Here is a 26,668-nt window from a genome sequence, read left to right on the forward strand (position 1 = left end):
GCTTTCTTTCTACTTAGTTGGACAATTAAATTAAGGGCTAGTAGTATAATACACAAGAAGTGAGGAGATCTACTATGTCCGTAAAAAGAAGAACGTTTTCTACAGATTTCAAAAAACAAGTGGTAGCCCTATATGAAAACGGAAAAAGCCGACAAGATATTGTCAAAGAATATGAATTAACCGCATCTGCTCTTGATAGGTGGATTACACAATTCAGGCAGTCAGGTTCTTTCTTAGAGAAAGATAATCACTCTCCAGAGGCACAGGAATTGATTGCCTTACGGAAGAGAAATAAGCAACTAGAAATGGAAGTAGATATTTTAAAGCAAGCAGCGCTGATCATGGGACGAAAATAGATGTGATTCAACAAAACCGTCACACCTATTCGGTATCAGCAATGTGTAAAGTCCTAAAAATTGCGCGTAGCACCTTCTATTATGACACTGAAGTATCCGCTCAAAAAGAGCAAGTAAAGCGGGAAGAAGAACGCGTATTAAAAGAAAAGATCGCTAAGGTTTTCAATGAAAACCGACACGTTTATGGTACTCGGAAACTAAAAATAGAACTAGATAAAGAGACAGAAGGCCTTACAATCTCGAGACGCCGAATTGGAAGATTGATGAGCGAACTTGGCCTTCAATCAAAATACGCCAAACCTTCCTATAAACCAATGGCAACAAGACCAAATGAAGAATCCGTTCGAAACGTATTAAATCGAGAATTTGAAGTGGACAAAGAGATGTCCGTGTTAGTAAGCGACTTAACATACGTAAAAGTAGGATACCGTTGGAGTTACGTTTGTTTCTTAATCGATCTATACAATCGTGAAATTGTCGGGTGGAGCGTCGGAGCACAAAAAGACGCTGCTTTAGTTCAGCGTGCCTTCGATTCTGTTAAATACCCATTGGGAAACGTGAACTTATTTCATACAGATCGCGGTTCTGAATTTAAAAACGTTGATATCGATGAATTATTAAGTGGATACAAAATTAAAAGATCACTCAGCCATAAAGGGAATCCTTATGATAATGCGGTGGCAGAGGCAACATTTAAGATTTTAAAAACAGAATTGATCAACGGAGCGCACTATCAAACCCTTGACCAGCTGTCCCTTGAACTTTTCGATTATGTCAATTGGTATAATAATATCCGTTCGCACAGTACATTAGGCTACCTAAGTCCGGTTGCTTATAAAAAAATAGCCCTTAATAATATCGTTTGATTTAGTGTTGACATACCAGTATGAAGTTGTCTGAGGCAGGAGGAATCCTGTCTTTTTTATTTGCTAAAATCTTGTACCCAATAGCCCTCATCATCTTCTCTGCATCCGCAACATAAGCCGCTTTAAACTCCGGAAAAGCATCAAACAAAAACCCTTCATAATTCAATCCAAAGTAGTCATAATACCGAAAGTCATCTTGTAAATCTTCCCTTTCGACGTCAATCTCCAAATTCATAATGCGTTCACGTTACATTTTCAGCCCTGCTGCCAAGTCTTTCAGATTCAATTCTTCAGACGTTCTGAGGAATTTGACCTTTTTAGCAATGTGTTGGATCTTGCGATTTTCTTCTAAGCTCATTTCAATCCCTCCAATAACTCAGCAGCCTTTGCCCCGCCATCCATCATGACCTTAATTTCCGGTCCCCACTGATCAACAACATTAACTTCGTAATTTTTGCTGTCGGCGTAAAATGCTATTGCCTCACGTAATTGCATGTTTTGCTCATATCCCTTGTCTATTTCAGGAAGAATCTTATATTGAGTACGGTTTTCCAACTCCTGCATTCGTTCGATAAGCCATTTGAAATCCTCACTTGCATCAGCGACATTTTGTGACACTAAACCCTCGCTGCTGATTTCCCGTAAAATATTTCACCGGGCGCTTCGAATATAATTTTAAGCAGGTTGAACTTTTCTTCACTCCTTTCACTCACACCAGCACCTCCATCCCTTTCAATTCATCCGTAAGCCTCATAAACAACTCCATATTCCCCCCATCAAGCGCCATATCAATCTGCCACAACAGCATGTCCTTGTCCGTGAAATCCCTTTCAATGCTCGGGTAATGTTCCAAATATTCACGGGACATCTTGGATCCTTCCGACATCTCAGCCATAAGTTTCCGAGAGTTGATTTTCCCCATTTCCCCTAAAGCATTCGTATACACAGCGAGAGAAAAGCCCTCCATCAATCTTTTAAATTTTTCACGTTCATGATCATTGTTCATCCCTGCTCACTCCTCTTCAATTCATCCTGCCTAACTGTCACCAACCCGTAACTGACTAGCCTATATTTTTGTAGTAAACTTACAGCAAGAAAGGTGACTATCAAATGACAGCAACGACTTGGATGTGGATTTGCATTTGTATTGCTACCTTGATTTTACAGTTCATTTTTATTTTTATCGTCCTCCATCAAAGTAAGCGATTTAAGCATACAATTCATACGATTGATCCGATTGATCCGATTGATGATCGTATAAAAGAAATGAATAGAGAAAAAACCGACATAGAGTAATGATTGTATACTTACGAATGGGACGATACACGACAGTGAACGTCCTTACTGTCATTTCATTCACTCCTCTTCAATTCACTTTGCCGAAATATCCCGATCTGATTAGACTTCGCAAACAAAACCTCATACTGTCTTCTGTGTAAAACCTTAACAATCCGACCTTCCATTCCCTCAAATACCTTCAGGTAGAAATAATCCTCAACATCTTTCTCCTCTACATTGACGACGATTTCAACCGTGTCACTGACTGTAAAGGTTTCTTTGACTGGCACCGCATCAAAAATAGGGAGTTACTGAAGCACAGCTATCACTCCTTCACAAATCGTTTTGCATACCGCAACTGCCGATGAATATACGGATCATCCTCATTGTCACCGCTCCACATCCAGTCGCCGGTACGCCTCTCAACGTCTTTCAGCACCTCAAACGGTAATTGCTGTAAAAGCTTGATTATTTCTTTTTATACTGTGATTCGGAAATTTCCTTCGTTTTTATGTTCGAAGTGAGTATCAGTAATTCTCCTTCTCTCTTTACGGTATTACTCACCTGCAAATAAATGGATAATTGATTACAATTCGGTAACAATATGGTAACAATTCTCCGATAATGTATACTAAAATATTATTTGATGAGACAATTCTTTTAGAACAAGTCATTGTTCATGCCATAAATTGGAGGTGACTCATGTTTGTAATCATACGAAACAATGATGGTGAAACAGAGTTCTTAAAGGACTCCAGTACCCAGTCAGACAAAACCTTTGCTGATTTTTACACAGCGGATTTGTTAATGCAGCAACTGAATCAAAACGTAATTCCTTCCAAACATTGGACTGTTTCTGAAAAGTTACAATAAGTAGCTTAAAAAGTGCTTAGTTACTTAGCGTTAATCTTGGATGTTTATTGACCGGGTGATTCGCCAATACTGTCGCTATATCACAAGGTGACTGTGATAAAGACTGCTGATTATTTTTAATCAGTGGTCTTTTTGTTAGGAGTACGAATCAACTAGCTGTTGATTCTACCCATTCCGCAAATGCATTTGTTAATGGCACCATCATCTGCCCAACCTGCAAAACCTATAAAGCCATCTGGATTCAAGCTGATCGCTTCTCATTGAGTGAAGTAATGACTATTCAAAAATAAGCAGCATTCCGTTACTGTTGTATTTACTGTTAATCTTTTGGCTCACTCTCATGGTGTTTATAGACATTGTGCCAGCTTTATTAGCTTGCTTAACGTGTTTGTTGAGTAAGGATAACCAACACACAAATATCGCCTTCTGTAATATTTTCATAAGTTAATCCTTTTCCAGAGAAAAGTTCTCTAATTTGATCCACTTTGTAAGTCGCGAACTCATTGCGTAATTTTTTAATTTCATTCTGTAATTTAATAATTTCCTGTTTCCATTATCAGTCGTTATCCACTATGACCACTCACTTTCAAAGTTTCACTAGACTGCTAAGATGTAGTACAACGTCATTTCCCGTCGATTCTAAACGCCCTACAGTTGATTTGGTGTAAACTCCATATTCACTTTGACCTACTAAAGCTGATAAAGACCTGTTGTGCTGGATTTCAATGGAATAAAATAGATTTCGAAAAAAAGACCATCACAATCAAGCGAACCCGTACTACCATGGAGTTCATAAACCAAATAGCAAATTAACAAACTTTGTCGACGATCTTCTGCTAAATCAATTGAAGATATACAGATTTTGGCGGAATAAGACTTTGCGCATTTTTTTGGAAAGAAGTTTGGAAACTGATTATGTACTTACCTCAGAAAGACTCAAAACTCCCATCAGCGAAAGATCTGTTTCAAATCCAATTAAACTCAACCTTAAGAATCAGGAATGAAATCTATTTCTCACACAGTTTAAGACATCCCCAAGAAAAAATTATGTTGAGTAAATTCATTCCACTACAAACTATTACAGAACGACTAAGAAATACTTCTTTGATGATTTTAAGTTTATATACCCACTCATCAATAAAACCTCGAAGTCAAATTAGCGAAATCCTCCAGTGATGCATTCACTTTTTAAATTGGTGGAATATTTGGAGGTTGTTTTTATTTAAACCCCTCATAAGCCTTGAGGCATAAGCATTGTTGCTACTATGAATTATTTCGTGCAATAAAATTTTTATAACGCATTATACATCTTTATTACATCGAAAACCCCGTCAATTCAACTGTTTGACGAGTTTTGTATAAAAATCAACTATGCAAGATAAAGCATGATAAAGCATGCTGTTGGGGCTACATTGGGGCTAATAAAAAAACGCTTGGTGGCATATTTTATAAATGGCTAGTGTTGCTAACTTCCGTAAAAAAAATGAAATAATGTACCCGCCGCAGGTAATGATATGAAATACATGCACGATTGATCCAGAGATCGTATAGGCAAAGTTGATAAATGGCTTACATCAATAAATCAATAGATAGAGGCAGAAACACTTATATTATAACCAGCCAACCTTTCAATAGAGGTGGCTGGTTTTTAATTGTTTGATTAACGAACTAATGTTCTGTATAGCAGGATTTAACAAACACTAATATTTACAGGGAAGGTGGACTTATTGAGATTTAAAGATGTAACTTTTGATTACCCGGATATAGTATCAACATGCAGTAATAACGGAAACGGTCCAGAAACAGTCATAGTATATATGAACATGAGGATACTGGAATTATTTACAGTTTCAACGACCAAGGTAAACACCTCTGTCTTTCTAATCCGTATAGGGATATAACGGGTTCTGAAATCGGTTATTCAATAGAAGAAATTATGAAAGAGGATCCTGCGAACCTCACAGGCTACATTAGCAATAATGGCGTTTATCATTTTAAACACACAACACTAAACCGGCACGAACAATACCCTGTTAGTGATATTTTACAGTGATGGGACTTCTCTAATGGGAATAAACGCAAAAAGGCGGCCCGTCCAATTTGGATAGGTTGCCTTTACCGCGTTTTTATTGCACCTAATAGACCATCAATAAACGATCTCATGAGGGTTTTAGAAGTTTAATATGAAATTACCTTTTGAATCTGATCATTAATATTTACCTTACTTAATCCACCGTGGTAACAAACCACAGATTCTAAGTCGAGGTCTAAGTATTTCTTCAAAGAGAGTCGAGCCGCCTTTATATCCAGTGTGGTTGGGGCATGAATTCCCCCAATTATTCCGTTTACGCTGTACATCGAATCTCCGGCAATGAGTGTTTTACTTTGTTTCAAAAAGATACTGATATGGCCAGGAGTATGCCCTGGGGTATGGATGACATGAATCCCGCCGCAATACGGCAATTCTTGACCGTCTTTCAAGGTATCGTCCACTTTGCCTTTTGGAGGGTTATCTAGGTGCCCATCTTTCAAAAGAGGTAAATCCCCTTGAATATAGGGCTTATCCAGATCATGAGCATATACTTTAATATTATTACCACACTCCTGTAATATCTCAGGAAGACTGCCTATATGATCTATATCCTGATGCGTCAAAATCACAACTTTTAGTTTGTCGAACGACACCCCTACTTTACTCATTTCCACACGTAAATCTTCAATTTGACCAGGGAATCCAGTGTCTATTAAAACAGCCATTTCTTGATCCCATAAAAGAATTGGATGAATAATAGTTCCATGAAAATCAAGTTGGAGCATCTCTACTCCTTTAGAAAGTTCCATAACTTTAAGCTCCTTTGTATTAAATTATATTGATGCAGAAAAATGGGTTAAGTTACATAAAAAGGCCGAAATAATAAAGCTAATTTTGTACGTAAAATACTATATTGCATAGTATCACTAATCACTCATTACCACTCCTGCAAGCTAATTGAATAACATAAAGCATGCTATATATATTCAACTTGCTTGACAAAAATTCCTGCTTTTGTGAAGTAATCCGGCCCGTTAGTCTGACTCCAACGACCACGGTGCATCACAGAATGTCGCGCCCAATACGGGTAGCACTTATGGGAGATAAATCCTACTCTGGTTATAAAAAAAATTGATAAAACTTTTAATTATTCTTAATCTATAATAATCTAACTTTGTTTTAAACCAACATTTCAATAAATCACTTTAGTTGTTACTTATTTTTATAATAATTATACTTAATAAGTATAGTTATTTAGAAGGGGTGATAGGATGAGTATGAACTTTATTATATTTGGAGCAAGCCATGGGCTAGGCGATGCATTTGTAAAAGGCTTACCCAAAAAGGGAGATACAGTATGGGTGGTGTCACGCACACGACCAAGTAGTTTAGATATAAATGATGGCGTAAATCGTAAATGGCTTACAATTGATTTATCTAGTCAACAACAAATTCCTTCTTTAAAAGAAATATTAAAAGACATTCCTATTGATGTATTAATTTATAATGTCGGAGTATGGGAAAAGCGTGGTTTTGAAGATGACTATACGTTTGATAAGGATGAAGTTGGGGAAATTTCGAACATAATTAATATTAATTTAACTTCGACTATCACTTATATTCAGGCGCTTTTACCTAATTTAAGACAAGCGAAAAACGGAAAAATTATATTAATGGGTTCAACAGCAGGTTTAGATAATACGAATAATGCACAAGTTTCATTTGTCACATCTAAATTTGGCTTACGTGGTATTACAAATGCTTTACGCGACCATGTGAGAAAAGATAGGATCTCTGTAACGTGTATTAATCCAGGAGAGCTTGCTGCTGAAATACCTTATGAAGAAGGTGTAGAAAAGGCAATTATGATGTATCAAGGTACACGTATTCCTGTACAAGACATTGTAGCTATTGTCCATTGCGTTATTAATTTATCGCCTGTTTCATGTGTAAAGGAAATAAATATTCCAGCCATAACAGACTTAAATGCATGATTGTATAGCATATGAGTAGAGTCTTTCCATATATTATTATTAATCATTCGGTACTACATACAGCTCCCATTTTGATCAATCTCTTTTCAAAATGGGAGCTATTTTATATACCTATAATCAACGTTTGCATTCACACGCTAGAAGATCTTATCACCAAAGACACGTTTGAACTGGAGGGTACGGGTCCGGTATTTAGGAAAGAGTTAGAGGAAGAAATTAACGAGATTAAGTTAGAAGTTCAATAAAACAAATAAAACGACATTTCCCTAATCGGATTGGTCGTTGTTTTTTAATCGATAGCTCACCAATTTTGAAAGATAAAGAAGGGGTGCTCTCTAAGCCAGCTTCACGGCACGGGGAGCACCTTTTCATTGCTTATACGGATTGGCGTATAAGACCGTAGTGAATGATGCTAGTTTATAAAGTAGTTCAGAATTACCTTATAAGGTGGCACTTAAATTAATACGGAAGGAGATTATAAAACAGAATAGTAGGCAGAGGAACTGGATTGATAAGGCCAGCATGATTCCAGTTAATACTCCCCAGCCAAAAGTTTCACTCATGGCGATTAGAGCACCGCCTATTCCGATGCTTAATCCAGGACCAAACGCATCAATAAATTGGATATTCGCGGAAACCGCACCTGCTTCCCCTGCTTTGGCATGCTGTAGGGCAATGGCTCCCGTTGTTGGATGTGCTAACCCTATGCCAAATCCAGTGAGTATTTGTGATAATACCGCGAATGCGATTCCATTACCTGGAAGTCCTATAATTATGATGACAAGCGCAACTCCGACAATCATCAAACCAACACCGATGATTACCCGTTGTTTTCGGCCATTTCCATGATCTCTTTCATCAAACTTGGATTGCAACCAAGCTGCTGTTGACCAACTTATTGCTCCAGCAGCAACAATTAAACCCGCCACGTCCGCCGATAAGCCTTTAACCGTTGTTAGAGCTAGAACAACGTAACTTTCAACAGCAAAGAAGCACGCAACAAACAGACCTCTTGAAACAATGGTTGCTGGCAAGCCCTTTCTAACTAGAAAAGCGCCCTCTGGTAGTAGCTTCCGTAAAGGTTGAATCATCATCATGACCCCTACAGCTGAAATCATAATTCCCTTCCAATCGGGTACAAATCCTAAGCCGATTAACAATAGACCCGTTCCGAACGTCAATAAAACAGCGTAGATTTCTTTATAGTTTCCTTTTTCGATAGATAGCGCAGATGTATTTTCAGCTTGTAATTTACGAAACAATGGGAGTGTTAAGAAAACAGATAGAACAATGAAAGGCAGAACAAACCAGAACACAAACCTCCATGATAAAGATTCAGCTAAAAGTCCTGCGACGTAAGGACCAACCAATGCAGGAAGAACATAAGCACTTGAAAATGCTGCAAGAATTTTAGTTCTAAGTTCATCAGGATAACTTAATGTAATGCTGTAGTATACACAAGTTAAAAGGGCACCTGCTCCGAAACCTTGAAAAGCTCTTCCTACGATTAGCATGTGCATATTGATGGAAGTTGCTGCAATGACGATACCTGCAACAAAAATTAGAATAGACACGACATATGATTTAAACACGCCATTCTTATCAATCTGCTGACCGATAACCATTGTGCCAATAATTTGAGATAAAAGAAATGCGCTAAAAATCCAGCCATATAAATGGATGCCATTTAAACTTTGTGCTAATTTCGGCGCAATCGTCGTAATCGCTAGTCCCTCGAATCCTACAGTTGCAACAGCCAAGATAATACCGATTGTCATTGTTTTATACTGGACATCAAAAATCCCTATTTTATCAATGTTTTTTTTCATCATCGCAACCTCCATATAATTGTTAAGTTTGTCATCATGGCAATTTAACCGGTACTTCCAAGTTAACGGTCCCAACAATAGTTGTCATGACAACTATATTGCAGAATGAATTGCATACTAATAAAAACAATATCTGCTATAAATACTCTACATTACTATATATTTTAGCAAGTATCCTTCTAAATGTTTCAACTTCTTCAACAGTTATTCCATCAATGGTCTTCCTATACGCTTCAAGCGATGGAACAAGAATTTCATCTTTTATTTCTTGACCTTTAGAAGTTAGATATACGCGTAAGGATCTTCTATCCGTCTCATGGGTTACACGATAAATAAAACCTTTCTTCTCAAGCTTGAATAGCATTCGGGCAATATTCGTCTGGTCTTTAAACAGTCTTTCTGCAAGTTCTTTTTGAGTAATCCCTTCCTTCCCCCAAAGGATAACCAGTATCTCCCATTGATCCACTGTAATATCAAAGGGATTAAGCACCTTTTGATAATAATTAGTAAGTTTCAAATCTGCCCGGTGCACAATAACACCTATATATTTTTCTAATTCCAAGGTTACACCTCCATAATAATAGACATGATTATAGTTGCTATGACCATTATAATTCCAATCCCTTCTAACGTCAACCTATAAGAGCCTGTCATGTGGCGGGCTTTAATTTATTTTACAAATAATATGAAATGCAGTAAAGAACTTTTTTGTTACACAACTCCATTAACATGTTTGGTCCCATGCCAGCTGTGGAAGGTAAATTTATAGTTTCCAGTATTTCCGCTTGTATATCCACTAACGTCAAGTTAACTGCAAAAGAAAAGGAAATTGCGCTGTCTTTAATCGAACAACTAACAGCAGAATTTGAACCCACTAAATATGAAGAGTGATATAGAAGAAAAAACAGTTGAAATCGTGGAGTTCGTGAAACTGAAAGAAATTGATCCAGTCTATTTTGACAAGACGTATTATTTAGCTGCAGACAGCAATGGTTCGAAAGCATATGCACTGCTTCGTGAGTCGTTGGCCAAGTCGAAAAAGATTGGCATTGCAAAGATAACGATACGTTCTAAAGAAAGGCTTGCAGCAGTCCGTGTGCTGGACAACCATTTAGTGTTGGAGACGTTACACTTTCCGGATGAAGTTAGGTCTACAGTTGACCAGCGCACTGGCCTATCGAAGAAAGAAAAGAGTTGTTAACTGAAGTAATATCTGAAATTGATTCTCCCTATATTAATTTAGTTTCCTATGTGGCAACTGAAGGAGAGCAACTATTTGATGTTATAAAAGAAAACAAAATGGAGGGCGTCGTTGCCAAGCGAATAGGAAGCACTTACATCCCTGGCACGCGTTCAGATGATTGGAGAAAAATTATTAATTGGAGTTACCATGATGTGGTTGTTTCGAAGGTTTCACTTGGGCCACTTACTGTACAGTTACAAAGCGTAGAGGGCGAATATTTAGGTAGCGTTGCGATTGGATTTACTAAGGAAATTAGAGAAAAACTGCTGTTAGGGATTCCTCCATTTTTAGTTAAAGTAAAAGCTAGAGGTTGGACGAGCGGAGGTAAGTTAAGGTTACCGCAGATAGTGAAAATTAAATGATTCTGTCGCTCCGTAATTCGCCTTTTTACACCAAATATTTATTATGTTTATACAATATCAAGGGAGTGTTAATCTACATGCTTATAGAGAGAGTTGAGTTAGGAGATAATATGGGGTTAAGTGATGAAAAGGGTGCTAAAACTACGAGATTAGCAAACGGAGATCCCAGCAATAGGGAATTGAAAATGTTAACGGATCTATTGGAATCCGGATCTAAAGATGAACAACATATGCTTGCAAAAGCCCTATTAGAAATGTTACGGAAAGTATAATAGAAACGTAGTACCTGCTTGTATTAAATAGATGAGACTGTAATTAAACAAAAAAGCGACCTATCCACAATCTGTGGACTGGTCGCTATTGTTTTGTTCTATTTCTTTTCTCACCAATCAATCAGTCAAAGGGCCTTAGATTCTCGCCTTGGCGATCAGGTTGTTTTTTACTCATTCTGTTGCGCCTTTGGTTTAGGTTTACTACTATAAGCTCTGTAAATTGAGTATGAACTTGTTTAATTTCTCTAGCGTAATTAAATTGCAATTACATTTTTGACTATCCCGGCAAATATAATTTCCTTTTCTACTATACGTACCAATTGTAGGCCCTTTCAATTCCGTCATAAATAAACCTACTTCGCTATGTTGATAGCAGATTGAACAAATTCCTGTTTTGTTTAAATTCCCAAATGTTCCTTGTATTCCTATAATCTTATCTTGTTGAGGGGCAATGATAAATCTTTTATTCGACCCCTTCTCATCCCAACATAAGTATGAGGTCTCTTTCAAATCAATGTCCTCTATAGGTAACATTAACTTTTTTGCTTTCGGGAATAACTTTTTAATACTCTGTACCGTTACCTCTTTGAAAGGGATAACGTACGGTTTGAGTTGCAATAGATATTGCTCGGCTGCCTCTTTATTCTCAATATCAATAATTCCAGCAAGTAACCTTCTTTGTTCTTCTTTCAAATCTATGAACAACCCGAATACTCTTTCAATTGCTATGGATTTAAGCGCGTTAATAACGTCTACATCTCTACTTGTCGAGTGTCCGTTAACGAGGTTTTTTGTTTGAGCTTTTATAAAATTGTATTGATCATTTCTAATAAACAGGTCTATATGTGTCGTGCTTACTTGTTTAATTTCCAATTCTGCCAGCTCCTTATTTTGTTTTAAAATGAAGATAAGGTGCAAAGCCGAAAATTTAGAAATGGAATAAATTCTTTTGGGCGTTTAAACTAAAATTCTACCCACGCAAAGTATCGCCTTTCTAATACTCGGCTTTGCATGAGTCGCTTCAGAATCTGGTAATAACTTCTTATTCACCATGTGTACATCACCCCCCTAAAGTATTTATGATCTAATCGACTTAATTCTTTTGTACACAATAATACAAAAAAAATCTATTATTGTAAACCTCTTTACTAATGGTTTTAACAAGCGAGATCAAATAAATAAAAAAAGCGGACTACTCATATTAATCTGTGGACGGGTCGCTTTTGCTTAGTACTTATTTAACCTTTTCACAGACAACTGGACAAATAAAAAAGACCGTCACCAGACGATCTGCTGTTGTTGAACTAAAGTTGGCAATAGGTAAGCATTTGATGTTATCTCCAGCTTTTCCCCTACTCCGCACGGAACGTGACAGTTTCCCGTCATTCCGCGTTCCATCTAGCGATGGTTTTAGTCATTATAAGTTTCAAGTTACTCTTCATCGAAGAGCTTGCACTGTGGCATCATTCTACTATGAGATGATGTTCCCGCGTTCTTACCCGACCGGTGCAATGCACGGCTGAAAAATAATTATTACCTATCGCTAGACTTGGGGCTGTTTTCAGCTATGCTGTCTATCCTTCGGCATACCTTTTCCATAAGGATGGCTTCAGCCTATTTCAACCGAATCTACCTGTGCTTCACACCCCATGACCAGTCAATCAGGACGCATGCAGGAGTATTGATGGGATAGTTTCAGGAAACATGGCTCCATTATTCCTATCCTCCGTTGTAAAGTTGAAATTTATTTTTATAAATCTCCTGTATTTTCACGCTAAAAAGCGCTTATAACAGAACTTGTCGCGCACTCGTTAGTTCGACAACAACTATTAAAGTTTAACCTTCTCAAAATGTTCAACTGTTGGAAATGGGTCATAAAATTTATGTAATTTCTTTTTCCACTCTTGATACTCGTTGGATTGTCTAAATCCAATTGTATGGTCTTCTAATGTGTCCCACTGCACTAGTAGTAAATATTTCCTCTTAACTTCCATACAACGCTGTAATTCGTGAGATATGTACCCTTTCATTGAAGAAATAATTTCTGATGCCCCACGAAATGCTTCTTCATATTCTGCTTCCATATCTTCCTTAACTTGTAGCATAACAGCTTCCAATATCATTTAATTTCCCCCTTTTCAAAAGTATAACATTACTACTTTTTTAGTGACTTTTTGTTCAACTAACCTGTCCCGTTAGTTGAAGAAGAACAGAGCATTGTACTTTATTCGTCCTTATTAATACGAATACCTCTTTAATTCGACAAACAAAAAAAACGGCCTACCACAATTAATTCTGTGGAGGTTCCGCTTTTTCTTCAGTCTTAATTAACCTCCACACGGACAACTGGACAAATAAAAAGACCGTCAATAGACAATCTTCTGTTGTTCAGCTAATGCACCCGATTGCTAAAAACTACTAATATAGTCCGGTACCAGCTAATTGTAGCAATGTATGTACTATGTACTTTTTACCAAGCTCATAATCATCAAAGTTTTTTTCATCTAAGATGTAACCTCTCTCTCTAAATCTGCGTTTCTTTGTCAACCAAAAATATCAACTCCTTATAGGACTTTTATGCACTAACCTGCTACTCTCAATAATTTATTTCCAACTTTTATCATAAGGTTATATTTTGGTGTTTACAATGGCGAATAAAAAAAGCGGCCCACCCACAATATAATCTGTGGAGGAGCCGCTTTTTCTTTAAGATGAATGTACTCAGTTAGATTATTTTGTTAAAAGAATTTTTTTGCATACTGGAAAGAGGTTATCTTCATTATTCATGAATTTTTCTAATAGGTTTTCAGTAACTTCAATTGGGATATTTTTCTTATCTTCTTCAACAAGAGATAGTGTATCAATTAAATGATCATGAAATTCTGTAAAACTTGGAAAATCACCAGTTTTTCTATACATTCTTTCTGTTTTACTGATTAATAAAGGTAATTCATGATACTTTGTAGCATCGATATCTAATTTTAAAAATAGATAGTCTAAATCATTTTTATCAATATGTTCGTTCATCTCAACTATTCTAATCAATAGTTTCATTACTTTATCTAGTTTTTGTGTCAATTCATACGTTGCTCTATCAAGCCTATCAATTTGCTTAATTTCTTCTTCAATATGCTTAATTCTATTCTCTAATATTTTTATATTATCCATATTTACTCCTGACTATTTATGTTTTTATACTGGTGCTAAAAGTTCAATAACTTCTACAATTATGGCTGCCGAAATTCTAGCTGCAGTATCTCCCATAGGGGATTTTAATGCGTAGGCATGAGAGGTGGATTATAACCTTTAATTGTATTTCCAAAGCACTTTTTCGAAATTGTAGAACTCGCATCTTAGCAATGGAAAGATTCGGAACTGGAGCCAAGACAGGAGTGTATTTCTCCTGTTAATCTTGAATTGAGTAAAAAACTCAAGAAGCCGAAAAAAATTGCGCCCAACCAACAGAAAAAAATGGAAATAGACACTCTTCTTCTATTATTCGACTCTATCAATATTAATACCTCTTGAATTCGACAATTTAAAAAAGTGGCCTTTCATAATCGGATATGTCGTTTCGTGCAGTTTGCAAGCTAATAAAAAAGCACCTCGCGAGAGATGCTGCTTAAATATTATATATTGATGCATTATTACTTTCTTTTTTAAAACACCTATGTTTATCTGAAATCATCAAATCGAATATCCCTTCATCTCCATAAAAAATTGTGAATGTTTTATGATTTATGATTTTTTTGGTACCGTACCAAGACGATTTAGTTTTTTTAACAGCTTGTTATGCAGTTTTGAAAAAATGAGTAAAGACAGGATAGAACCAATTAAGGCCAACGACATATCCCATTGCGCATCCCACACATCGCCTTGCATACCTAAAAAGTCTTTAGTACCTTCTCCTGCATTTGGTAATTTTGTACTCAACCATTCGATGATTTCGAACAACGCCGCAATGGCAAGCATAATACTGGTTGCGATGCCAAACAACCAAGGACCTTTGGTTAATGGAGTTTGACGTATCAATAGTTCTCTTACCACAAGCACACCTAAACCTTTCAGGAAATGCCCAAATCGATCATAATGATTGCGATTCAAATGAAATTCGTCTTTTATCCAATTAAAAAGGGGAACCTCTTCGTATGTGTAATGACCGCCGATAAACGTAAGAATTGATAATATGGTAATGATGAAATAAAAGAGAGAAGTGAGTCGAAACTTATTGTAAGTCGCAATGACAATTATCAATACGACAACGGCAGGGCTAACCTCTGTCACCCAAGTTAAAAATTTTGCCGGTTTATAGACTGACCATATAAAAACGATTGTTACAACTATAAGTAAAAAATAATTAACTTTTGTACCCTTATCTAAAACCAGTATTATCACTCCCTCCGCTCAACAGTTTGCGTAAAAACAGAAGGGTATATACATTTTCGTAGTGACCTGCTCTTTCTCTACGAAAATCGATTCTCCATCTCTTGAATCTTCTTTACTAATAGTGATGCAAACAGATTCTCGTATTCATAAAGTTCCGCTTCCCCCCATACATTAGGTAGATTCTGAAGAAAGGTGGGAAAAGCATGAACGGACAACAATCAGAAGTCAAAATGGTAAGTGTATTTGACCCCTACTTCTATCAAACCTTACTAAGCTTCAAGTTAAAAAATGTTGTTATTCAAACGACGAGAAATCCATTACAAGGTTCACTACTAACAGTCATGCCTGATCATGTTGTAATTGAAGTGAGCAACACGCCATTTTACGTTCGAATACAGGAAATCATATGGGTTACACTTTCATGATTTCCAAAAATTCAATTGAAGGGAGTGAATCAATTGATCAAACGTGTAAACAAATTACCAATTGATCTTCCAATCCCTGAATACGGGGATGCTAACGCAGCTTCTGCGGTTCAGGAACTGTTGGGTGGAAAGTTTGGAGAAATGTCGACACTTAATAACTATATGTACCAATCATTTAATTTTAGGCAGAAAGGCAAGCTCAAACCCTTCTATGATTTAGTTGCAAGTATTACTGCTGAGGAGTTCGGCCACGTAGAACTGGTTTCTAACACGATAAATATAGTGGGCAAAGGTTCTTCTTTTACTGCAGATCCTAACTTAACACCTTTACAAGACGCTATAAACAAACGGAATACGTATGCCTTCATAGCGACAGCGCAAACATCGATGCCTGGAGACTCAATGGGCAATCCATGGCGAGGAGACTATGTGTTTTCCAGCGGAAATCTAGTACTTGACCTATTGCATAACTTCTTTCTTGAATGCGGAGCAAGAACCCATAAAATGCGAGTATATGAAATGACAGACCATCCAACAGCTAGAGAAATGATTGGTTATTTGCTCGTTCGGGGAGGTACACATATACTCGCCTATGCAAAAGCAATAGAAATGGCCACTGGCACTGATTTGACAAAGATGCTCCCGATACCTAATTTAGATAATCGTGTCTTTGATACTGCAAGAAAATATGAAGATCTAGGGTACGGTAATGTATTATTTACTTGGAATGATGATGGAGAATATAAGGACATACGCCAGATTTGGAAAGGGACCAATCCAAGTAGTGGTGAAAAGCTTATTGTAAAAGAAGGCTTGCCAAAAGGCTATGCAATTCCTGATTTTGAAGATATTCCTGAAGAGTTTGCACCCGGTATCGGCAGAGATGAATATGAGCAAATTGCTCGGCGATTGTTGTCAGATATGTAACCAAAAATTGTTCATTTAAAATGGATTCTTGGCCATGGGATAAAGGCGGACATATCTACGTTGGTGAAGTGGCCAAGAGCATCTTATATAATTCTTACCTATCCCAAATCAAAATTCCAAGCGCTCGCGAATCTGTAACGACGCATTTACTTATTTACCCCAACAGTATACTTAACCGCTAATCCCAATACATCCGCATAAATTAAAAATGCTTAAGAATATTCGTTATCCATATTTGGATTTTGTTTTCGAAGCATCCAGTAATGTTGAATAAGTTGATTTTCATATTTAAAGTGTAATTCGTAAAAGTACATATGCCATTTTGGATCTATATGTTCATAGTATTTCGCCAATGTACCGTATAAACTTGTCTTCTGAAGAAGTTCTGCTAAACGCGGATCCATTTATTCTCTCCTTTTTCTTTACATCTACAATCAATGTATTCAACAGTCATGATTCTGAATGGGCAAAAAAAAAAAGCGGCTCCACAATCTAATCTGTGGAGGGGCCGCCTTTTACTTAAGCCTTACTTAACCAAAAGAACGCTCTGATGAGAACGTTCTTATCTTTAACTTAACATTTTTTTAGTACTCTAAATGCTTCGCGAACTTTCCTTGCAAATTCAAGCGGTGGTTCGACAGATTCAAAGTGCATATACATTGCCCGTGGTTGCTCAAACAACCAATGATTATGCACAGCGGTTACAATTATATCTCTCTCCCTCAATTCTGTAAGTAATGGATTAACTTCCTCTTGTAAAAGAACTGTTTCCCCAAGATTTAGTGCATTTCCACGACTGTCCAAATCTTCAAAAGTGAAAAATTGTGGATTCACTAATGGCGAATTCGTTCTCCTCCCAAGAATCGTAAATGGAATATCTCTAAATTTTTGAACAAGACAAACTCCATTAACAATACTACTACTTCCGCCAAGGATTCGTGCAAATTCTCTACATAAGTCTCTTCTTGATTCCAAACTCATTTTAGTACCCCCCATTGATTGGACAAACCGTCTAGTGAAAAAATATTTCTTCACCAAAAAAGATATCTGTATTTTGTCGAAAGAGAAAAAGCGGCCCATCCACAATATAATCTGTGGAGGAGCCGCTTTTCACTTTAATCTTATTTTTTTGTAGCAAACAAAACAGCTAGACCTACGATGTCACCTGCCGCAAGCTCTTTATTCTCCCATTTTGTACGCCATGATTCGTTAAACGCTCCAGCTTCGATACCTGCATTGATTACGATTTCTTGTGTAGCTTTGGATTCTAAAAGCTTTTCAAACGATTTACGTACAGTTGGGCTTGAAAATTTCAATTCGTCATCCTCCTTTTTCATGTCTGCCAAGAACTTAGTCCACAGCTTTTCGTTTGCGACAAATGGGGCCGGACACTTTTTACCCGTCACGTCGTAGTGTCGATATATCGGCCAGACTCCAAATTGCTTCTGCAACTTCTGCAATACCAATAATGTTCGCGCGATTGTATCCGGATGAATCGTGCCGTCCTTTTCCATACACATTTCGATACCGATGCTATTCAAGTTTGCGTTGCCTCCTGGATAATACGGTGCTGTTGCTTTTAATGATGGAATCAACGGTCCTTTTTCCCGTTCGTTTGCATGAAAAGCAACCTCGTTCAACGGTATGATCTCAAGCGCTTTGCTACGATCCACAAAGATGTGAGCTGAAGCATAGCAGTCTCTAAGGTGATTAAAGTAGTTGAAATGGTTATCGGCTGTACCGCCATTGTTAGCCGTGTAGTGGATTACCAAAGCCTTCACATGTAACAGTTTGTAACCAGGACGGCTAAACTTGTTTTTGTTAATGTGCTTTACTTCGTAATTAAGTGTTACTGTCACTTTATTTCACGTCCTTTTTAGAGCCACCTTTTAAAATCTCGATCGCATTCTTAATTTGTTCTGGAACCGGTAAACCAATCCGTCCGGCATTTTCCGTAATGCTCAAGATCTCATTAACTGCGTAAAATACGATTACCATCGTCATAACCAACTCTGTGGATTCAAAGCCGCTTTCCACAAGAAGCAAATCAATTAAATGAGCCACGGCAACCATCGCAAAAATGAAAACTTTCCGCGCTATGCCAATCATTCCGATTTTGCTTTTTAATCCACCATCAAGAGATGCAGCTGTCATACCTGTCACAAAATCAATGGCGACTAATGCTACTAGAATAGTTAGCAAAGCGCTCCACTCACCAAACATTAACGTTAATAATCCTGCAAAAAATGCAGGGATAAATTTTAGATATTCCATTTTATCACTCCTGTTTTTTATTTTTAGGTAAAGAAAAAGAACGCCCGGGTGGACGTTCTCTACTTAATTTTCCAATATGTTAATCCCCTCTAAAATCATTAAGCAATATAGAGAGCGCTTCATTCTTCTCGATAAAATCATATAAATATACTTCTGTAATAATAGATTGTTCACCATTTTTCTTTTTTGTCGCTAAAACTTGTTCATCCTTGTAGGTAACCTGGAAACTATGGATAATCCTATTTCTCATTCCGACAACCTCATTAAATAACGAGGCTATTTTTGTGCCTGATTTTTTGGTTATAGTCTCTTTTATCGATAAAGCAAGTTCACCAGAAGGTCCATCAATTAAATTGTACCAACTGTATTTATTATTATCATCATGACTAAGTATATTTTCGATAATAAAAGAATTGTTTGAGTTAAAAACACAAACAGCACTTCCTAATAATGCTCGATATTCTTTACTAGGTAAAGCTTGTCTTGAATAGTTTTCGTACATACATTTCCCCTCCCCTTTCATCACCATTCGACAAAAGAGGAAGGAATCCTTCATTTTACCTGCGACACATTATGGTCCTTCTATGCCGTATTCGTTGGCAAAGCCCCCATCAATTCTTGATGCTCGATACCAAATCGAGTCGATGACGATTAATAGCGGGTAGACAAGCATTCACAACGGTCAAAAAATATGAACCTGCTGCTTGTGGTTAATAGAGCCGATAATATTTAGGTATTCCACTTCCAAACCATAATGGTTAGATTTTACTTTCAACTCAGAATAAAAAGCGATATTTTCTTTTCCTTTTGCCATTTCGGATTGAATATACTTTATTGTCGATTCATTATACAAGGTGATAGAAACAGAAGGTATTCTTTTTATACCATCTTTGTCTATATTATCTACTCGCGGTTTAGTAAGCGACACAGAATAAAACGGAAACTTATCGGACGGTTCCTTTATTCCATCGATAATTCCTTCCAGACAAATCGGATGAACCGCTTTTTTCTTCACTACATAGTTATAGCATTTTTTATAATGTTCCTCGGGATAATAAAAATTCCCCCAGGAAATATTCTGTCCTCCGAAGCTGAGATTTACTAAGTCAATCAATTCACTGTTACTCTCTATCTCAGAACGTAGCTTTAATATTTTATGCATTGTTGAAAGATAGGGATCAATCTTACCTTTACTTTCATATTTCTTAGTCGATGGGTTAGCTAGTCCTTGGATAGAAGCATCTTCATCCGTAAAGCATTTTGTTTTCTCACTTTTTAAAGAGGAGGTAATTAAATTTAACCTAAAGTTAAACTCACCATTTTCTAAGCTAGTTAGAACTCCTTCAGAATCTCGCGCGAAAATTTTTAATTGACCTTTAGTATTGTACTTACAATTATCGGCGTGTGGTTTTTTGTTAGTTTTCAACTTAAAATAGTCTTTGACTCGTGAAACTCTATTACTGTAATTACGTTCACTCGGACCTATATAAATAATCGGCACTCGACAAGATTCGGTAATACAAGATAGTGACTTAGTAATTAGTTTTTCTCTGGCTTCATCAACTGATATTTCCCTTTTCTCTTTTTCATAATATGCAAATGGCATCTTTCTCCCCATTTTCCTCACCTCTATAGATAATTGTATCATTACATTGAAGATTGGAAAAAATATGTGTTTGACTGCTATTATGTTCAATAAAACCAAGGACACCTGATTCACTCGCTGTCAACCAAAACCAAGCCCACTATCGTCAAGAATCTCTATAGCGCCTATAGAAATGAATCCACTAATTACTTCACTTCAACCTGTCCCGCCAAATACTCCGCAACCGGAACTTGATATTGCTCAGGTAACTTATCAATTTCTCTTGCAGCTGCTTTAACCAGTAACCCATAAACCGGAATCATGTATGGAAATACCATCATTCGCCACCCCCTTTCGTTGTCTCGATTTCTGTTTTCAATGCATCGATCTGTTCCTGCATTCCAACGATTGCATTCAACATGAGTAATGTTGTTTCATCAATTTCCCCTACCATTTCAGGAAATGCAGGTTCTAACGGACCAAACGTTCCGTCTGGCAATCGTTTCTTTACCATTGGTACATTCATTGTAATAACGCCCCCGATATATACGTGATTGGTTTATCGCCTGTCCACGATAGTTTTAATGCGATATGTTCTGCAGGTGCCTCGGCTCGGTATTTGAAATAGTCTTCGACCCCCTCACCCATCAGCACTGTGCTATCAAGTGTAAATGGGACGAATTGCTCCTGCTCTGTACCGATTGTCATGGAGATTCCAGCCTTAACCTCTTGGTCAGCATCCCTTTGAATCCACAATACAATGCTTTGTGCAGATCCGCTTGGAGATACGATTTTGTACCGTTGGACGGAATGCTCTAAAGGCGTTAGGTTTTCTGTTTTATTCAGTTTGATGGTTTTTGATGACTTGAAATTGTACGTGTCTGTGACTTCGACAACTATTATGTTTTCGCCGTCTTTCAAGGATTTCAGTGAGACATCAAACGACCACGGACCTGCTGGACCTGAATGAATTTGTACTGCTGCTTGTTCGTTCACACGATATTTAACTATTACATCGTTGCCGTCAGGGTCGCTAGATACGCCTGAAAACTTGATGGTGTCGTTGTCAATCATGCCTGATTGGTCAGTAAACGGATCGACTGTTAATGCAGGGGCACGGTTAGGTACGACGTAAAATGTGCGTTCAGCAATTGTCGATTTACCGCCCTGGTTATCCTCTGACCACACTTCTAGCCGATGTGCAGGACCTTCAGCGAGTGCGTCGGTAATTCCTATTTCGCCTTCGTATAGCTTTCCACCTTTGAACGTCAGCTGTTCATTAAATGGTATAGATACACCTTTTGAAATGCCTGTCGCAATCGCTCGGGATGTACCGCCATTGAGTCGGTAATAGACGTTTACGATGTCACCAATGTCAGCATCAAGCGCTGAACCGTCAATTTTGAAGGTATCGTTTTCGTATAGAGTCTCGTTGTTTGGCGTATTTAACGTCACGGTTGGAATCTTGTTGTGCTCGATTATAAACGACTCTGAGTAGACGTAATCCGAATAGACGTTGCTTGTGTTTTTCGCACGTACCCTAAACTCGACTTTCGTAAGCCCCTTGTTCTCTGTGACGGTAAACGGACGGGTTAGTGTGTTTGAATGGGTACCAACAGGCGTCCATGCGCCCTCATTGTACCGATGCTCGAGCTCGTAAGTGCTTATGCTTGGAGCCGTAGATGCACCAAATGTAAGGGTCAAAGATTGTTTAGGCGGTAGCGACGTTTGCGGTGCAGGTGACGTAAATCCTGCTGGTGGCGCGATACTTTGGGAGACCCGACTACCTCGTACGTACCAAAAACCGTCCGTATGCTTGCCATCTGTTGGGTACGTACCTTCTACGGCTGTGATATTGGATTGATTTAACGCTCCGCGCTCTTCGACCTCTCTAGCTGTCGGTTTACTCGCGGAAGTCGTGTATCCTCCTGCTTGGACAGTGCTTCCGGCAGAATCCAATCGCACAATTGTGCCCGATACAGTTACGTACCAATCTTTCCTAAGCCAAGAACCTTCCTGTACGTATTCAGAATTCCCCGTCAAAATTATTGCTAACGTTGTTGGATTTACATAGATGGCAGGACGCATCTCGCTGTTGTAAGGCATAAAGACGTTTCCCCAACCGGGATAATCAACTTGGATTCTTTTGGTTATGTTGTACTTACTCCAGTAGTACATTGGCTTCGTTATCGTAACCAACGCGCTATCTCTATAAGCTGATTCTAATCCGCCGGCATCAACCGCCTTAACCCTAAACTTAACGGACGTTGCTGTTGGTACGATATATGTGTACGTCGGTGAAGCCGGCTGTGCAATGACCGCAAACGCTCCGCCGTTTAACGACGCTTCAAGGACGTATTTCGATAGGTTGTTTTCTGCATCGGTTGACGCTACCCATGAAACAACTTTGGAACCCCCTATTTCAAGCGTGCCGGTTGGTTGCGTGAATGTGCCGGGTATCGTTGGGGCAGTGTTTACTGCCGCGCCTCGGATGTACCAATTGCCGTCAGTGTGGCGACCATTTACAGGGTACGTGCCTTTCTCGGCTACTATATTAGATTGTAGTAAACTTCCCCCATTGGAGTAGTTAGGAGTGGCGTCGGTCGAATAGTATATCTCTCTTCTGCAACTAGCGGATTTAGTGTCTGACTGACTACTTTCTAACGCCGTATACCTGCGGAATTCACTTCCTCTGTCTTGATATCCGACCTTTCCTGCACTAATATAATTATCTCCCCATAGCGTTGAATAAGTCCATGTTTTTGAAATTGGGTTCCACGTGGCATAACTGTAGAAGCTTGCAAAACCAGCGTGTGAAACAGTTTCATTTGCGGTACTAGATACTGGAGGTTCGTTCCAAGAACCGACTACAGTGTTGTATTTATTGTAATAATATAGTGCCATCTCATACCACCTCCATCATGGCAACACTGTAAGTACCCCAGTCGCCTGCTGTCATTTGTCCAGCCGCAATCCTAGCGTTACTTCGTGCAATCCGCGCACCTTTAACGTAATCATTGACCAACGGCTGTACCGTAATCGTAGACGCTGTGACATCTGTGATTAGTACGTCTTCGCTGTTTGTGCCGTCGTATATGGTTACTTGCGTGAACGGCTTGAATCCGTCTGTCGTGTCCACGTTTAGTACAGTTGTTCCTGCCGCACGTGGCGCTGTCAGTACGGCAATTGCAGTTTGACGGATTAGCTTGTTTGGCTCACCGTCGAATGCATCCGCAAAAGTACCGCTGTTGCCTGGCGCTCGACCGTCCAATTCCATCTGCACTTTCATGCGCATGATGTCGTTGTCGTGGCTGTCTAAGCGCTGGTGGGCTATATAAAGCCAAGAATCCAAGTGATTCATGTTACGTGCATTCAGACGTGTACCTTCTTGCTCCGCGACTAATTCCGGACGTTCTGTGATTTTATTAATAATCACATTGCCGTTTTCATCGCGCTTTGGAATGAATTCACCGTCCGCATCGATTTTTAAAATGTGATCTAAAAACTCGATTAATGTATATGGGTCGCTATTCACGGTTTCACCACCTCTCCTGAAATAACTGGAACATCAAACACATACATAAATCCATCATCTTCCTTACTGAAATTCACATTCCCACTTACTAGCATCACGTAATCATGATCGAGCAGGGATGCGTGGGTTACTGGCCCTTCGAATTCATCCAAATAAAATTTAACGCGGATGATATTCCCTAAGATTTCAGTACCGAAAACGTCAAAGTCTCTTTCGACTCCACCAATTAAAAAACGCCCCTTTCTCACATTCGAAAGGATGGCGCTACGTAATATAGTAATTAATCGTTCGTGGGCTTGCATACTCTCACCTCTCTAATAAGTTACTGACATATCGCTTGCGACGTAGGGCACATCGTATACATGACCTTTTAAAGTACCTTCTCCGGATACCTTACCCGGCATCCCTTTTTCGTTGTTCGTGGATATTGTTAAACCACAAATAGGATACAAGACCGGATAAAAATGAGATTTCGGAATGATAATAATCCCTGGCACTCGGATGACATAGTTATAATCCAATGCTAGATTCACTGGAATCATTTCTTCCATCGTGTCCTTCAATAACTTCACGTCTGCAATTCGCTCAAAAAATTCAAACTGTAATTCATAAGCGTTTGCATCTAAAAAGACTTGATAAGTTCCTTCTCCGCACAGTGCATTTAAGCGCTGAATCAACGCTCTAAAGGTATATGGCAAATTGTTATTCATCTTGGCCAAGATACGGAATTTACGTTCTTCCAACGTATCCGTACTTCTTCGCCGCAGCTTCAGCATCTTCTACCAACGTCGGACACCATGTTCAGTGGCATCGAGAACGAACCGATCTTTAAATATGCCGATCAGATGGATACGAATTCGATTCAATTCAGCACTTTGCGATTTTGTAATCTCTTTAAATTCTTCAAAGTCATTAACCGTCGGTGGAAGCATCGGATATAAGTCGATTTCACGATTTAAACTATCCAATAATCTCACCTCTGTCAGGAATCGAATCAGCATCTAGAACTAGGTTTTCTGCCACGTTATTGAGTAAGGTGTTTTGAATATCCAACACGCCCTCAACTTCTAAAATACGCGTCTCCAACTGGATAATCCGAATAGTGGTTTGCGTTGAATCTTCCCAACCTCGTTTCAGTTCTAGGAAGTATGCGTCAACTAACTCCTGTATGGATATCTCGACATCAGGCCATGAATAACCACTTTCGAACGTGACATTGAGCGTGATGTCTACCCGAAATTCTTGTACGCCGAAAATTGACACCACATGTCCGATTGGCGCAATGCCTAATCCTTCACCTTGATTTACCATTGGATCAATAGCGGTCTGTAGTGCATCAATTAACGCTGCCGATGGTGGTTTAAATTGCGAATCCATGATAACCAATTTGACAGTGCTACCCCCCTGCCAAGCACGATAAACCTTGACGCCACTAACACCCTGTAGTTCGTGTACTTTTTCTTTGTAATCTTTCCGATTCCCACCAAAAGCGAGTGCGTCAAAACTATCCAAATAGCGTTTTCTGAGGTCTTCTGTATCTTCATCATCCTCACCCGGTATGAGCAATTCAGTCAGTATAGCACTCGTCAAGCCGTCGATGTATTCGATTGGGATAAGTGTTCCGAAACCGTAATTCCCAAGATATCCAGACGTTTCGCATTGTACCTTGAATACACCAAAGCTAATGCGTTCGGTCGCAATGTAATTCAAATCATCTAAACTAAACCGTGAACCGATTGGTACATCGATGTTAAACTCACCTTTTAATATTGCTTTAGTAGCTAGATACGGGCTTATGCCACGGTCTAAACTTAACTTTATGAGAAACTCACGTGAAGCTGTATCCCCATACATTTCAACAATCATGCCATCCATGGCGATATATAACTCTTTTGCTTGGGTTGATGAAGGTGATAAAGAATCGTAGACGATCGCACCTTCTCGCTTGTCCACGTCTGTTTTCACTCGATTAAGCGCATCATCGAGTAGTTGTTCTTGGGTGATGTGTTCAAACATTTACACGGCCACCTCCGTCTGTATCTCGATATTCCCTGCGACTGTGTGTGCTGTAAAACTAACAGAGACCTTGTTTTTATTATTCGAAAACAAAAAAGCATCAACAACATCGATACGATCATCGTGTGTTAACTCTTCGGTTATGAGTCGTTTCAGTTCGCTATATACGTATGGTATTGGTTGCCCGAACAACTTCGCAATTTCGGCACCATAATTCCAAGTGTAAATTCGATGATCGTAGCGCTCTGTGCCAATAGCTTTATAGATGGCTTGCTCAATCGCTTCAAGACCATCTGTATAACCGATTACACGTTTGCGTACTAGGTCTAACTTGTTCGTTTTGGAGGTTTGTATTTCTTCCTCGAACTCTATTTCTAAATCATCGTTGTCACCATTAACTTGCGGTATCATGTGC

The 26,668-nt window shown here is 38.5% G+C and carries 34 protein-coding genes; 8 read left to right on the forward strand and 26 right to left on the reverse strand.

The window, feature by feature from the left end; genetic code table 11:
• Positions 1-74 precede the first annotated feature (74 nt).
• Positions 75-1,222 (forward strand): IS3 family transposase gene (locus H7992_RS13360; protein WP_187044902.1). Its coding sequence is split into 2 segments (ribosomal slippage): positions 75-321 and positions 321-1,222, totalling 1,149 coding nucleotides; the frame shifts between segments, so codons are not numbered across the junction.
• A gap of 1 nt (position 1,223) precedes the next feature.
• On the opposite strand, the gene H7992_RS13365 is transcribed toward H7992_RS13360, so the two are convergent.
• From H7992_RS13365 to H7992_RS13375, 3 genes are all read right to left on the reverse strand, one after another.
• Positions 1,224-1,457, reverse strand: a complete 234-nt coding sequence (locus H7992_RS13365; protein WP_187044903.1) for a hypothetical protein — start codon at positions 1,455-1,457, stop codon at positions 1,224-1,226.
• 119 nt (positions 1,458-1,576) lie between these two features.
• Positions 1,577-1,840: a hypothetical protein gene (locus H7992_RS13370; RefSeq protein WP_187044904.1), complete on the reverse strand. Its 264-nt coding sequence runs from the start codon at positions 1,838-1,840 to the stop codon at positions 1,577-1,579.
• Between the two features lie 91 nt (positions 1,841-1,931).
• Positions 1,932-2,228 carry an IDEAL domain-containing protein gene (locus H7992_RS13375; protein ID WP_187044905.1) on the reverse strand — a complete coding sequence of 99 codons (297 nt, stop codon included), beginning with the start codon at positions 2,226-2,228 and terminating at the stop codon, positions 1,932-1,934.
• A 104-nt stretch (positions 2,229-2,332) separates the two neighbouring features.
• On the opposite strand from H7992_RS13375, the gene H7992_RS13380 reads away from it, so the two are divergent.
• Positions 2,333-2,518, forward strand: coding sequence for a hypothetical protein (locus H7992_RS13380; RefSeq protein ID WP_187044906.1), 186 nt, complete (start codon positions 2,333-2,335; stop codon positions 2,516-2,518).
• 307 nt (positions 2,519-2,825) lie between these two features.
• On the opposite strand, the gene H7992_RS25095 is transcribed toward H7992_RS13380, so the two are convergent.
• Positions 2,826-2,939 carry a DUF6877 family protein gene (locus H7992_RS25095; RefSeq protein ID WP_370569874.1) on the reverse strand — a complete coding sequence of 38 codons (114 nt, stop codon included), beginning with the start codon at positions 2,937-2,939 and terminating at the stop codon, positions 2,826-2,828.
• A 2,612-nt stretch (positions 2,940-5,551) separates the two neighbouring features.
• Entirely contained in the window at positions 5,552-6,214 is a 663-nt protein-coding gene (locus tag H7992_RS13385; protein WP_187044907.1) for an MBL fold metallo-hydrolase, read from the reverse strand.
• A 462-nt stretch (positions 6,215-6,676) separates the two neighbouring features.
• Here H7992_RS13385 and H7992_RS13390 point away from each other — a divergent pair, with 462 nt between their 5' ends.
• Complete coding sequence (locus H7992_RS13390) at positions 6,677-7,399, forward strand: SDR family NAD(P)-dependent oxidoreductase (protein WP_187044908.1); 723 nt, start codon at positions 6,677-6,679, stop codon at positions 7,397-7,399.
• 440 nt (positions 7,400-7,839) lie between these two features.
• Here H7992_RS13390 and H7992_RS13395 read toward each other — a convergent pair whose 3' ends face one another.
• Entirely contained in the window at positions 7,840-9,228 is a 1,389-nt protein-coding gene (locus H7992_RS13395; protein WP_187047895.1) for an MFS transporter, read from the reverse strand.
• A gap of 136 nt (positions 9,229-9,364) precedes the next feature.
• Entirely contained in the window at positions 9,365-9,790 is a 426-nt protein-coding gene (locus tag H7992_RS13400; RefSeq protein WP_187044909.1) for a MarR family winged helix-turn-helix transcriptional regulator, read from the reverse strand.
• A 318-nt stretch (positions 9,791-10,108) separates the two neighbouring features.
• On the opposite strand from H7992_RS13400, the gene H7992_RS13405 reads away from it, so the two are divergent.
• From H7992_RS13405 to H7992_RS13415, 3 genes are all read left to right on the forward strand, one after another.
• Positions 10,109-10,429, forward strand: a complete 321-nt coding sequence (locus H7992_RS13405; RefSeq protein WP_187044910.1) for a Ku protein — start codon at positions 10,109-10,111, stop codon at positions 10,427-10,429.
• Positions 10,423-10,833, forward strand: coding sequence for a hypothetical protein (locus H7992_RS13410; RefSeq protein ID WP_187044911.1), 411 nt, complete (start codon positions 10,423-10,425; stop codon positions 10,831-10,833). The genes H7992_RS13405 and H7992_RS13410 overlap by 7 nt, the downstream gene beginning before the upstream one ends.
• Before the next feature lie 77 nt (positions 10,834-10,910).
• On the forward strand, positions 10,911-11,105 hold the full coding sequence (locus H7992_RS13415) for a DUF3243 family protein (RefSeq protein WP_187044912.1): 195 nt from the start codon (positions 10,911-10,913) through the stop codon (positions 11,103-11,105).
• Positions 11,106-11,309: 204 nt separating this feature from the next.
• Here H7992_RS13415 and H7992_RS13420 read toward each other — a convergent pair whose 3' ends face one another.
• The 4 genes from H7992_RS13420 to H7992_RS13435 form a co-directional block, all read right to left on the reverse strand.
• Positions 11,310-11,948, reverse strand: coding sequence for a FusB/FusC family EF-G-binding protein (locus H7992_RS13420; protein WP_187047896.1), 639 nt, complete (start codon positions 11,946-11,948; stop codon positions 11,310-11,312).
• 986 nt (positions 11,949-12,934) lie between these two features.
• Complete coding sequence (locus H7992_RS13425; RefSeq protein ID WP_187044913.1) at positions 12,935-13,228, reverse strand: antibiotic biosynthesis monooxygenase family protein; 294 nt, start codon at positions 13,226-13,228, stop codon at positions 12,935-12,937.
• Between the two features lie 607 nt (positions 13,229-13,835).
• The gene (locus H7992_RS13430) at positions 13,836-14,273 is read right to left on the reverse strand and encodes a hypothetical protein (RefSeq protein WP_187044914.1); all 438 of its coding nucleotides are present in this window, start codon (positions 14,271-14,273) and stop codon (positions 13,836-13,838) included.
• Between the two features lie 570 nt (positions 14,274-14,843).
• The gene (locus H7992_RS13435; protein WP_187047897.1) at positions 14,844-15,491 is read right to left on the reverse strand and encodes a DUF2238 domain-containing protein; all 648 of its coding nucleotides are present in this window, start codon (positions 15,489-15,491) and stop codon (positions 14,844-14,846) included.
• A 203-nt stretch (positions 15,492-15,694) separates the two neighbouring features.
• Between H7992_RS13435 and H7992_RS13440 the strand changes: the two genes are divergently transcribed.
• The gene (locus H7992_RS13440; protein ID WP_187044915.1) at positions 15,695-15,916 is read left to right on the forward strand and encodes a YuzF family protein; all 222 of its coding nucleotides are present in this window, start codon (positions 15,695-15,697) and stop codon (positions 15,914-15,916) included.
• Between the two features lie 33 nt (positions 15,917-15,949).
• A complete protein-coding gene (locus H7992_RS13445; protein WP_187044916.1) occupies positions 15,950-16,843 on the forward strand; it encodes a manganese catalase family protein in 894 nt (297 codons plus the stop codon).
• A gap of 212 nt (positions 16,844-17,055) precedes the next feature.
• Here the strand turns inward: H7992_RS13445 and H7992_RS13450 are convergent, their stop codons facing one another.
• The 15 genes from H7992_RS13450 to H7992_RS13515 all read right to left on the reverse strand — a co-directional run bounded on the left by H7992_RS13450 (position 17,056) and on the right by H7992_RS13515 (position 26,664).
• On the reverse strand, positions 17,056-17,247 hold the full coding sequence (locus H7992_RS13450) for a hypothetical protein (RefSeq protein WP_187044917.1): 192 nt from the start codon (positions 17,245-17,247) through the stop codon (positions 17,056-17,058).
• Positions 17,248-17,416: 169 nt separating this feature from the next.
• The gene (locus H7992_RS13455; RefSeq protein WP_187044918.1) at positions 17,417-17,824 is read right to left on the reverse strand and encodes a DUF1259 domain-containing protein; all 408 of its coding nucleotides are present in this window, start codon (positions 17,822-17,824) and stop codon (positions 17,417-17,419) included.
• Positions 17,825-17,964: 140 nt separating this feature from the next.
• On the reverse strand, positions 17,965-18,702 hold the full coding sequence (locus H7992_RS13460) for a peptidoglycan recognition protein family protein (RefSeq protein ID WP_255428440.1): 738 nt from the start codon (positions 18,700-18,702) through the stop codon (positions 17,965-17,967).
• A 1-nt stretch (position 18,703) separates the two neighbouring features.
• Entirely contained in the window at positions 18,704-19,117 is a 414-nt protein-coding gene (locus H7992_RS13465; protein ID WP_187044919.1) for a phage holin family protein, read from the reverse strand.
• A 79-nt stretch (positions 19,118-19,196) separates the two neighbouring features.
• Complete coding sequence (locus H7992_RS13470; protein ID WP_187044920.1) at positions 19,197-19,619, reverse strand: selenium binding protein; 423 nt, start codon at positions 19,617-19,619, stop codon at positions 19,197-19,199.
• Between the two features lie 180 nt (positions 19,620-19,799).
• Positions 19,800-20,735, reverse strand: coding sequence for a hypothetical protein (locus H7992_RS13475; protein WP_187044921.1), 936 nt, complete (start codon positions 20,733-20,735; stop codon positions 19,800-19,802).
• Positions 20,736-20,908: 173 nt separating this feature from the next.
• Positions 20,909-21,043 carry a CD1375 family protein gene (locus tag H7992_RS24755; RefSeq protein WP_370569878.1) on the reverse strand — a complete coding sequence of 45 codons (135 nt, stop codon included), beginning with the start codon at positions 21,041-21,043 and terminating at the stop codon, positions 20,909-20,911.
• Positions 21,040-21,228 (reverse strand): hypothetical protein, encoded by a 189-nt coding sequence (locus H7992_RS13480; protein ID WP_187044922.1) that lies wholly within the window; start codon positions 21,226-21,228, stop codon positions 21,040-21,042. Before H7992_RS13480 ends, H7992_RS24755 begins: the two co-directional genes overlap by 4 nt.
• A complete protein-coding gene (locus H7992_RS13485; RefSeq protein ID WP_187044923.1) occupies positions 21,225-23,606 on the reverse strand; it encodes an Ig-like domain-containing protein in 2,382 nt (793 codons plus the stop codon). Before H7992_RS13485 ends, H7992_RS13480 begins: the two co-directional genes overlap by 4 nt.
• Before the next feature lies 1 nt (position 23,607).
• Complete coding sequence (locus tag H7992_RS13490; RefSeq protein WP_187044924.1) at positions 23,608-24,237, reverse strand: hypothetical protein; 630 nt, start codon at positions 24,235-24,237, stop codon at positions 23,608-23,610.
• Positions 24,234-24,539, reverse strand: a complete 306-nt coding sequence (locus H7992_RS13495; RefSeq protein ID WP_187044925.1) for a hypothetical protein — start codon at positions 24,537-24,539, stop codon at positions 24,234-24,236. The genes H7992_RS13490 and H7992_RS13495 overlap by 4 nt, the downstream gene beginning before the upstream one ends.
• A 12-nt stretch (positions 24,540-24,551) precedes the next feature.
• A complete protein-coding gene (locus tag H7992_RS13500) occupies positions 24,552-24,980 on the reverse strand; it encodes a hypothetical protein (protein ID WP_187044926.1) in 429 nt (142 codons plus the stop codon).
• Positions 24,981-25,016: 36 nt separating this feature from the next.
• Positions 25,017-25,205, reverse strand: a complete 189-nt coding sequence (locus H7992_RS13505) for a hypothetical protein (RefSeq protein WP_187044927.1) — start codon at positions 25,203-25,205, stop codon at positions 25,017-25,019.
• Entirely contained in the window at positions 25,198-26,253 is a 1,056-nt protein-coding gene (locus H7992_RS13510; RefSeq protein WP_187044928.1) for a baseplate J/gp47 family protein, read from the reverse strand. The genes H7992_RS13505 and H7992_RS13510 overlap by 8 nt, the downstream gene beginning before the upstream one ends.
• Positions 26,254-26,664, reverse strand: coding sequence for a DUF2634 domain-containing protein (locus tag H7992_RS13515; RefSeq protein ID WP_187044929.1), 411 nt, complete (start codon positions 26,662-26,664; stop codon positions 26,254-26,256).
• Between the last annotated feature and the right edge of the window lie 4 nt (positions 26,665-26,668).

Source organism: Sporosarcina sp. resist, from assembly GCF_014302295.1.
Classification (GTDB): Bacteria; Bacillota; Bacilli; order Bacillales_A; family Planococcaceae; genus Sporosarcina; species Sporosarcina psychrophila.

What these genes read in the sequence shown, in the direction of transcription:
- H7992_RS13365 (WP_187044903.1), bottom strand. Translation starts at nt 1,457, where the DNA reads ATGAATTTGGAGATTGACGTCGAAAGGGAAGATTTACAAGATGACTTT.
- H7992_RS13375 (WP_187044905.1), bottom strand. Translation starts at nt 2,228, where the DNA reads ATGAACAATGATCATGAACGTGAAAAATTTAAAAGATTGATGGAGGGC.
- H7992_RS13380 (WP_187044906.1), top strand. Translation starts at nt 2,333, where the DNA reads ATGACAGCAACGACTTGGATGTGGATTTGCATTTGTATTGCTACCTTG.
- H7992_RS13385 (WP_187044907.1), bottom strand. Translation starts at nt 6,214, where the DNA reads ATGGAACTTTCTAAAGGAGTAGAGATGCTCCAACTTGATTTTCATGGA.
- H7992_RS13390 (WP_187044908.1), top strand. Translation starts at nt 6,677, where the DNA reads ATGAGTATGAACTTTATTATATTTGGAGCAAGCCATGGGCTAGGCGAT.
- H7992_RS13395 (WP_187047895.1), bottom strand. Translation starts at nt 9,228, where the DNA reads ATGAAAAAAAACATTGATAAAATAGGGATTTTTGATGTCCAGTATAAA.
- H7992_RS13405 (WP_187044910.1), top strand. Translation starts at nt 10,109, where the DNA reads ATGAAGAGTGATATAGAAGAAAAAACAGTTGAAATCGTGGAGTTCGTG.
- H7992_RS13415 (WP_187044912.1), top strand. Translation starts at nt 10,911, where the DNA reads ATGCTTATAGAGAGAGTTGAGTTAGGAGATAATATGGGGTTAAGTGAT.
- H7992_RS13425 (WP_187044913.1), bottom strand. Translation starts at nt 13,228, where the DNA reads ATGATATTGGAAGCTGTTATGCTACAAGTTAAGGAAGATATGGAAGCA.
- H7992_RS13430 (WP_187044914.1), bottom strand. Translation starts at nt 14,273, where the DNA reads ATGGATAATATAAAAATATTAGAGAATAGAATTAAGCATATTGAAGAA.
- H7992_RS13440 (WP_187044915.1), top strand. Translation starts at nt 15,695, where the DNA reads ATGAACGGACAACAATCAGAAGTCAAAATGGTAAGTGTATTTGACCCC.
- H7992_RS13450 (WP_187044917.1), bottom strand. Translation starts at nt 17,247, where the DNA reads ATGGATCCGCGTTTAGCAGAACTTCTTCAGAAGACAAGTTTATACGGT.
- H7992_RS13455 (WP_187044918.1), bottom strand. Translation starts at nt 17,824, where the DNA reads ATGAGTTTGGAATCAAGAAGAGACTTATGTAGAGAATTTGCACGAATC.
- H7992_RS13465 (WP_187044919.1), bottom strand. Translation starts at nt 19,117, where the DNA reads ATGGAATATCTAAAATTTATCCCTGCATTTTTTGCAGGATTATTAACG.
- H7992_RS13470 (WP_187044920.1), bottom strand. Translation starts at nt 19,619, where the DNA reads ATGTACGAAAACTATTCAAGACAAGCTTTACCTAGTAAAGAATATCGA.
- H7992_RS13475 (WP_187044921.1), bottom strand. Translation starts at nt 20,735, where the DNA reads ATGGGGAGAAAGATGCCATTTGCATATTATGAAAAAGAGAAAAGGGAA.
- H7992_RS24755 (WP_370569878.1), bottom strand. Translation starts at nt 21,043, where the DNA reads ATGATGGTATTTCCATACATGATTCCGGTTTATGGGTTACTGGTTAAA.
- H7992_RS13480 (WP_187044922.1), bottom strand. Translation starts at nt 21,228, where the DNA reads ATGAATGTACCAATGGTAAAGAAACGATTGCCAGACGGAACGTTTGGT.
- H7992_RS13485 (WP_187044923.1), bottom strand. Translation starts at nt 23,606, where the DNA reads ATGGCACTATATTATTACAATAAATACAACACTGTAGTCGGTTCTTGG.
- H7992_RS13495 (WP_187044925.1), bottom strand. Translation starts at nt 24,539, where the DNA reads ATGCAAGCCCACGAACGATTAATTACTATATTACGTAGCGCCATCCTT.
- H7992_RS13510 (WP_187044928.1), bottom strand. Translation starts at nt 26,253, where the DNA reads ATGTTTGAACACATCACCCAAGAACAACTACTCGATGATGCGCTTAAT.
- H7992_RS13515 (WP_187044929.1), bottom strand. Translation starts at nt 26,664, where the DNA reads ATGATACCGCAAGTTAATGGTGACAACGATGATTTAGAAATAGAGTTC.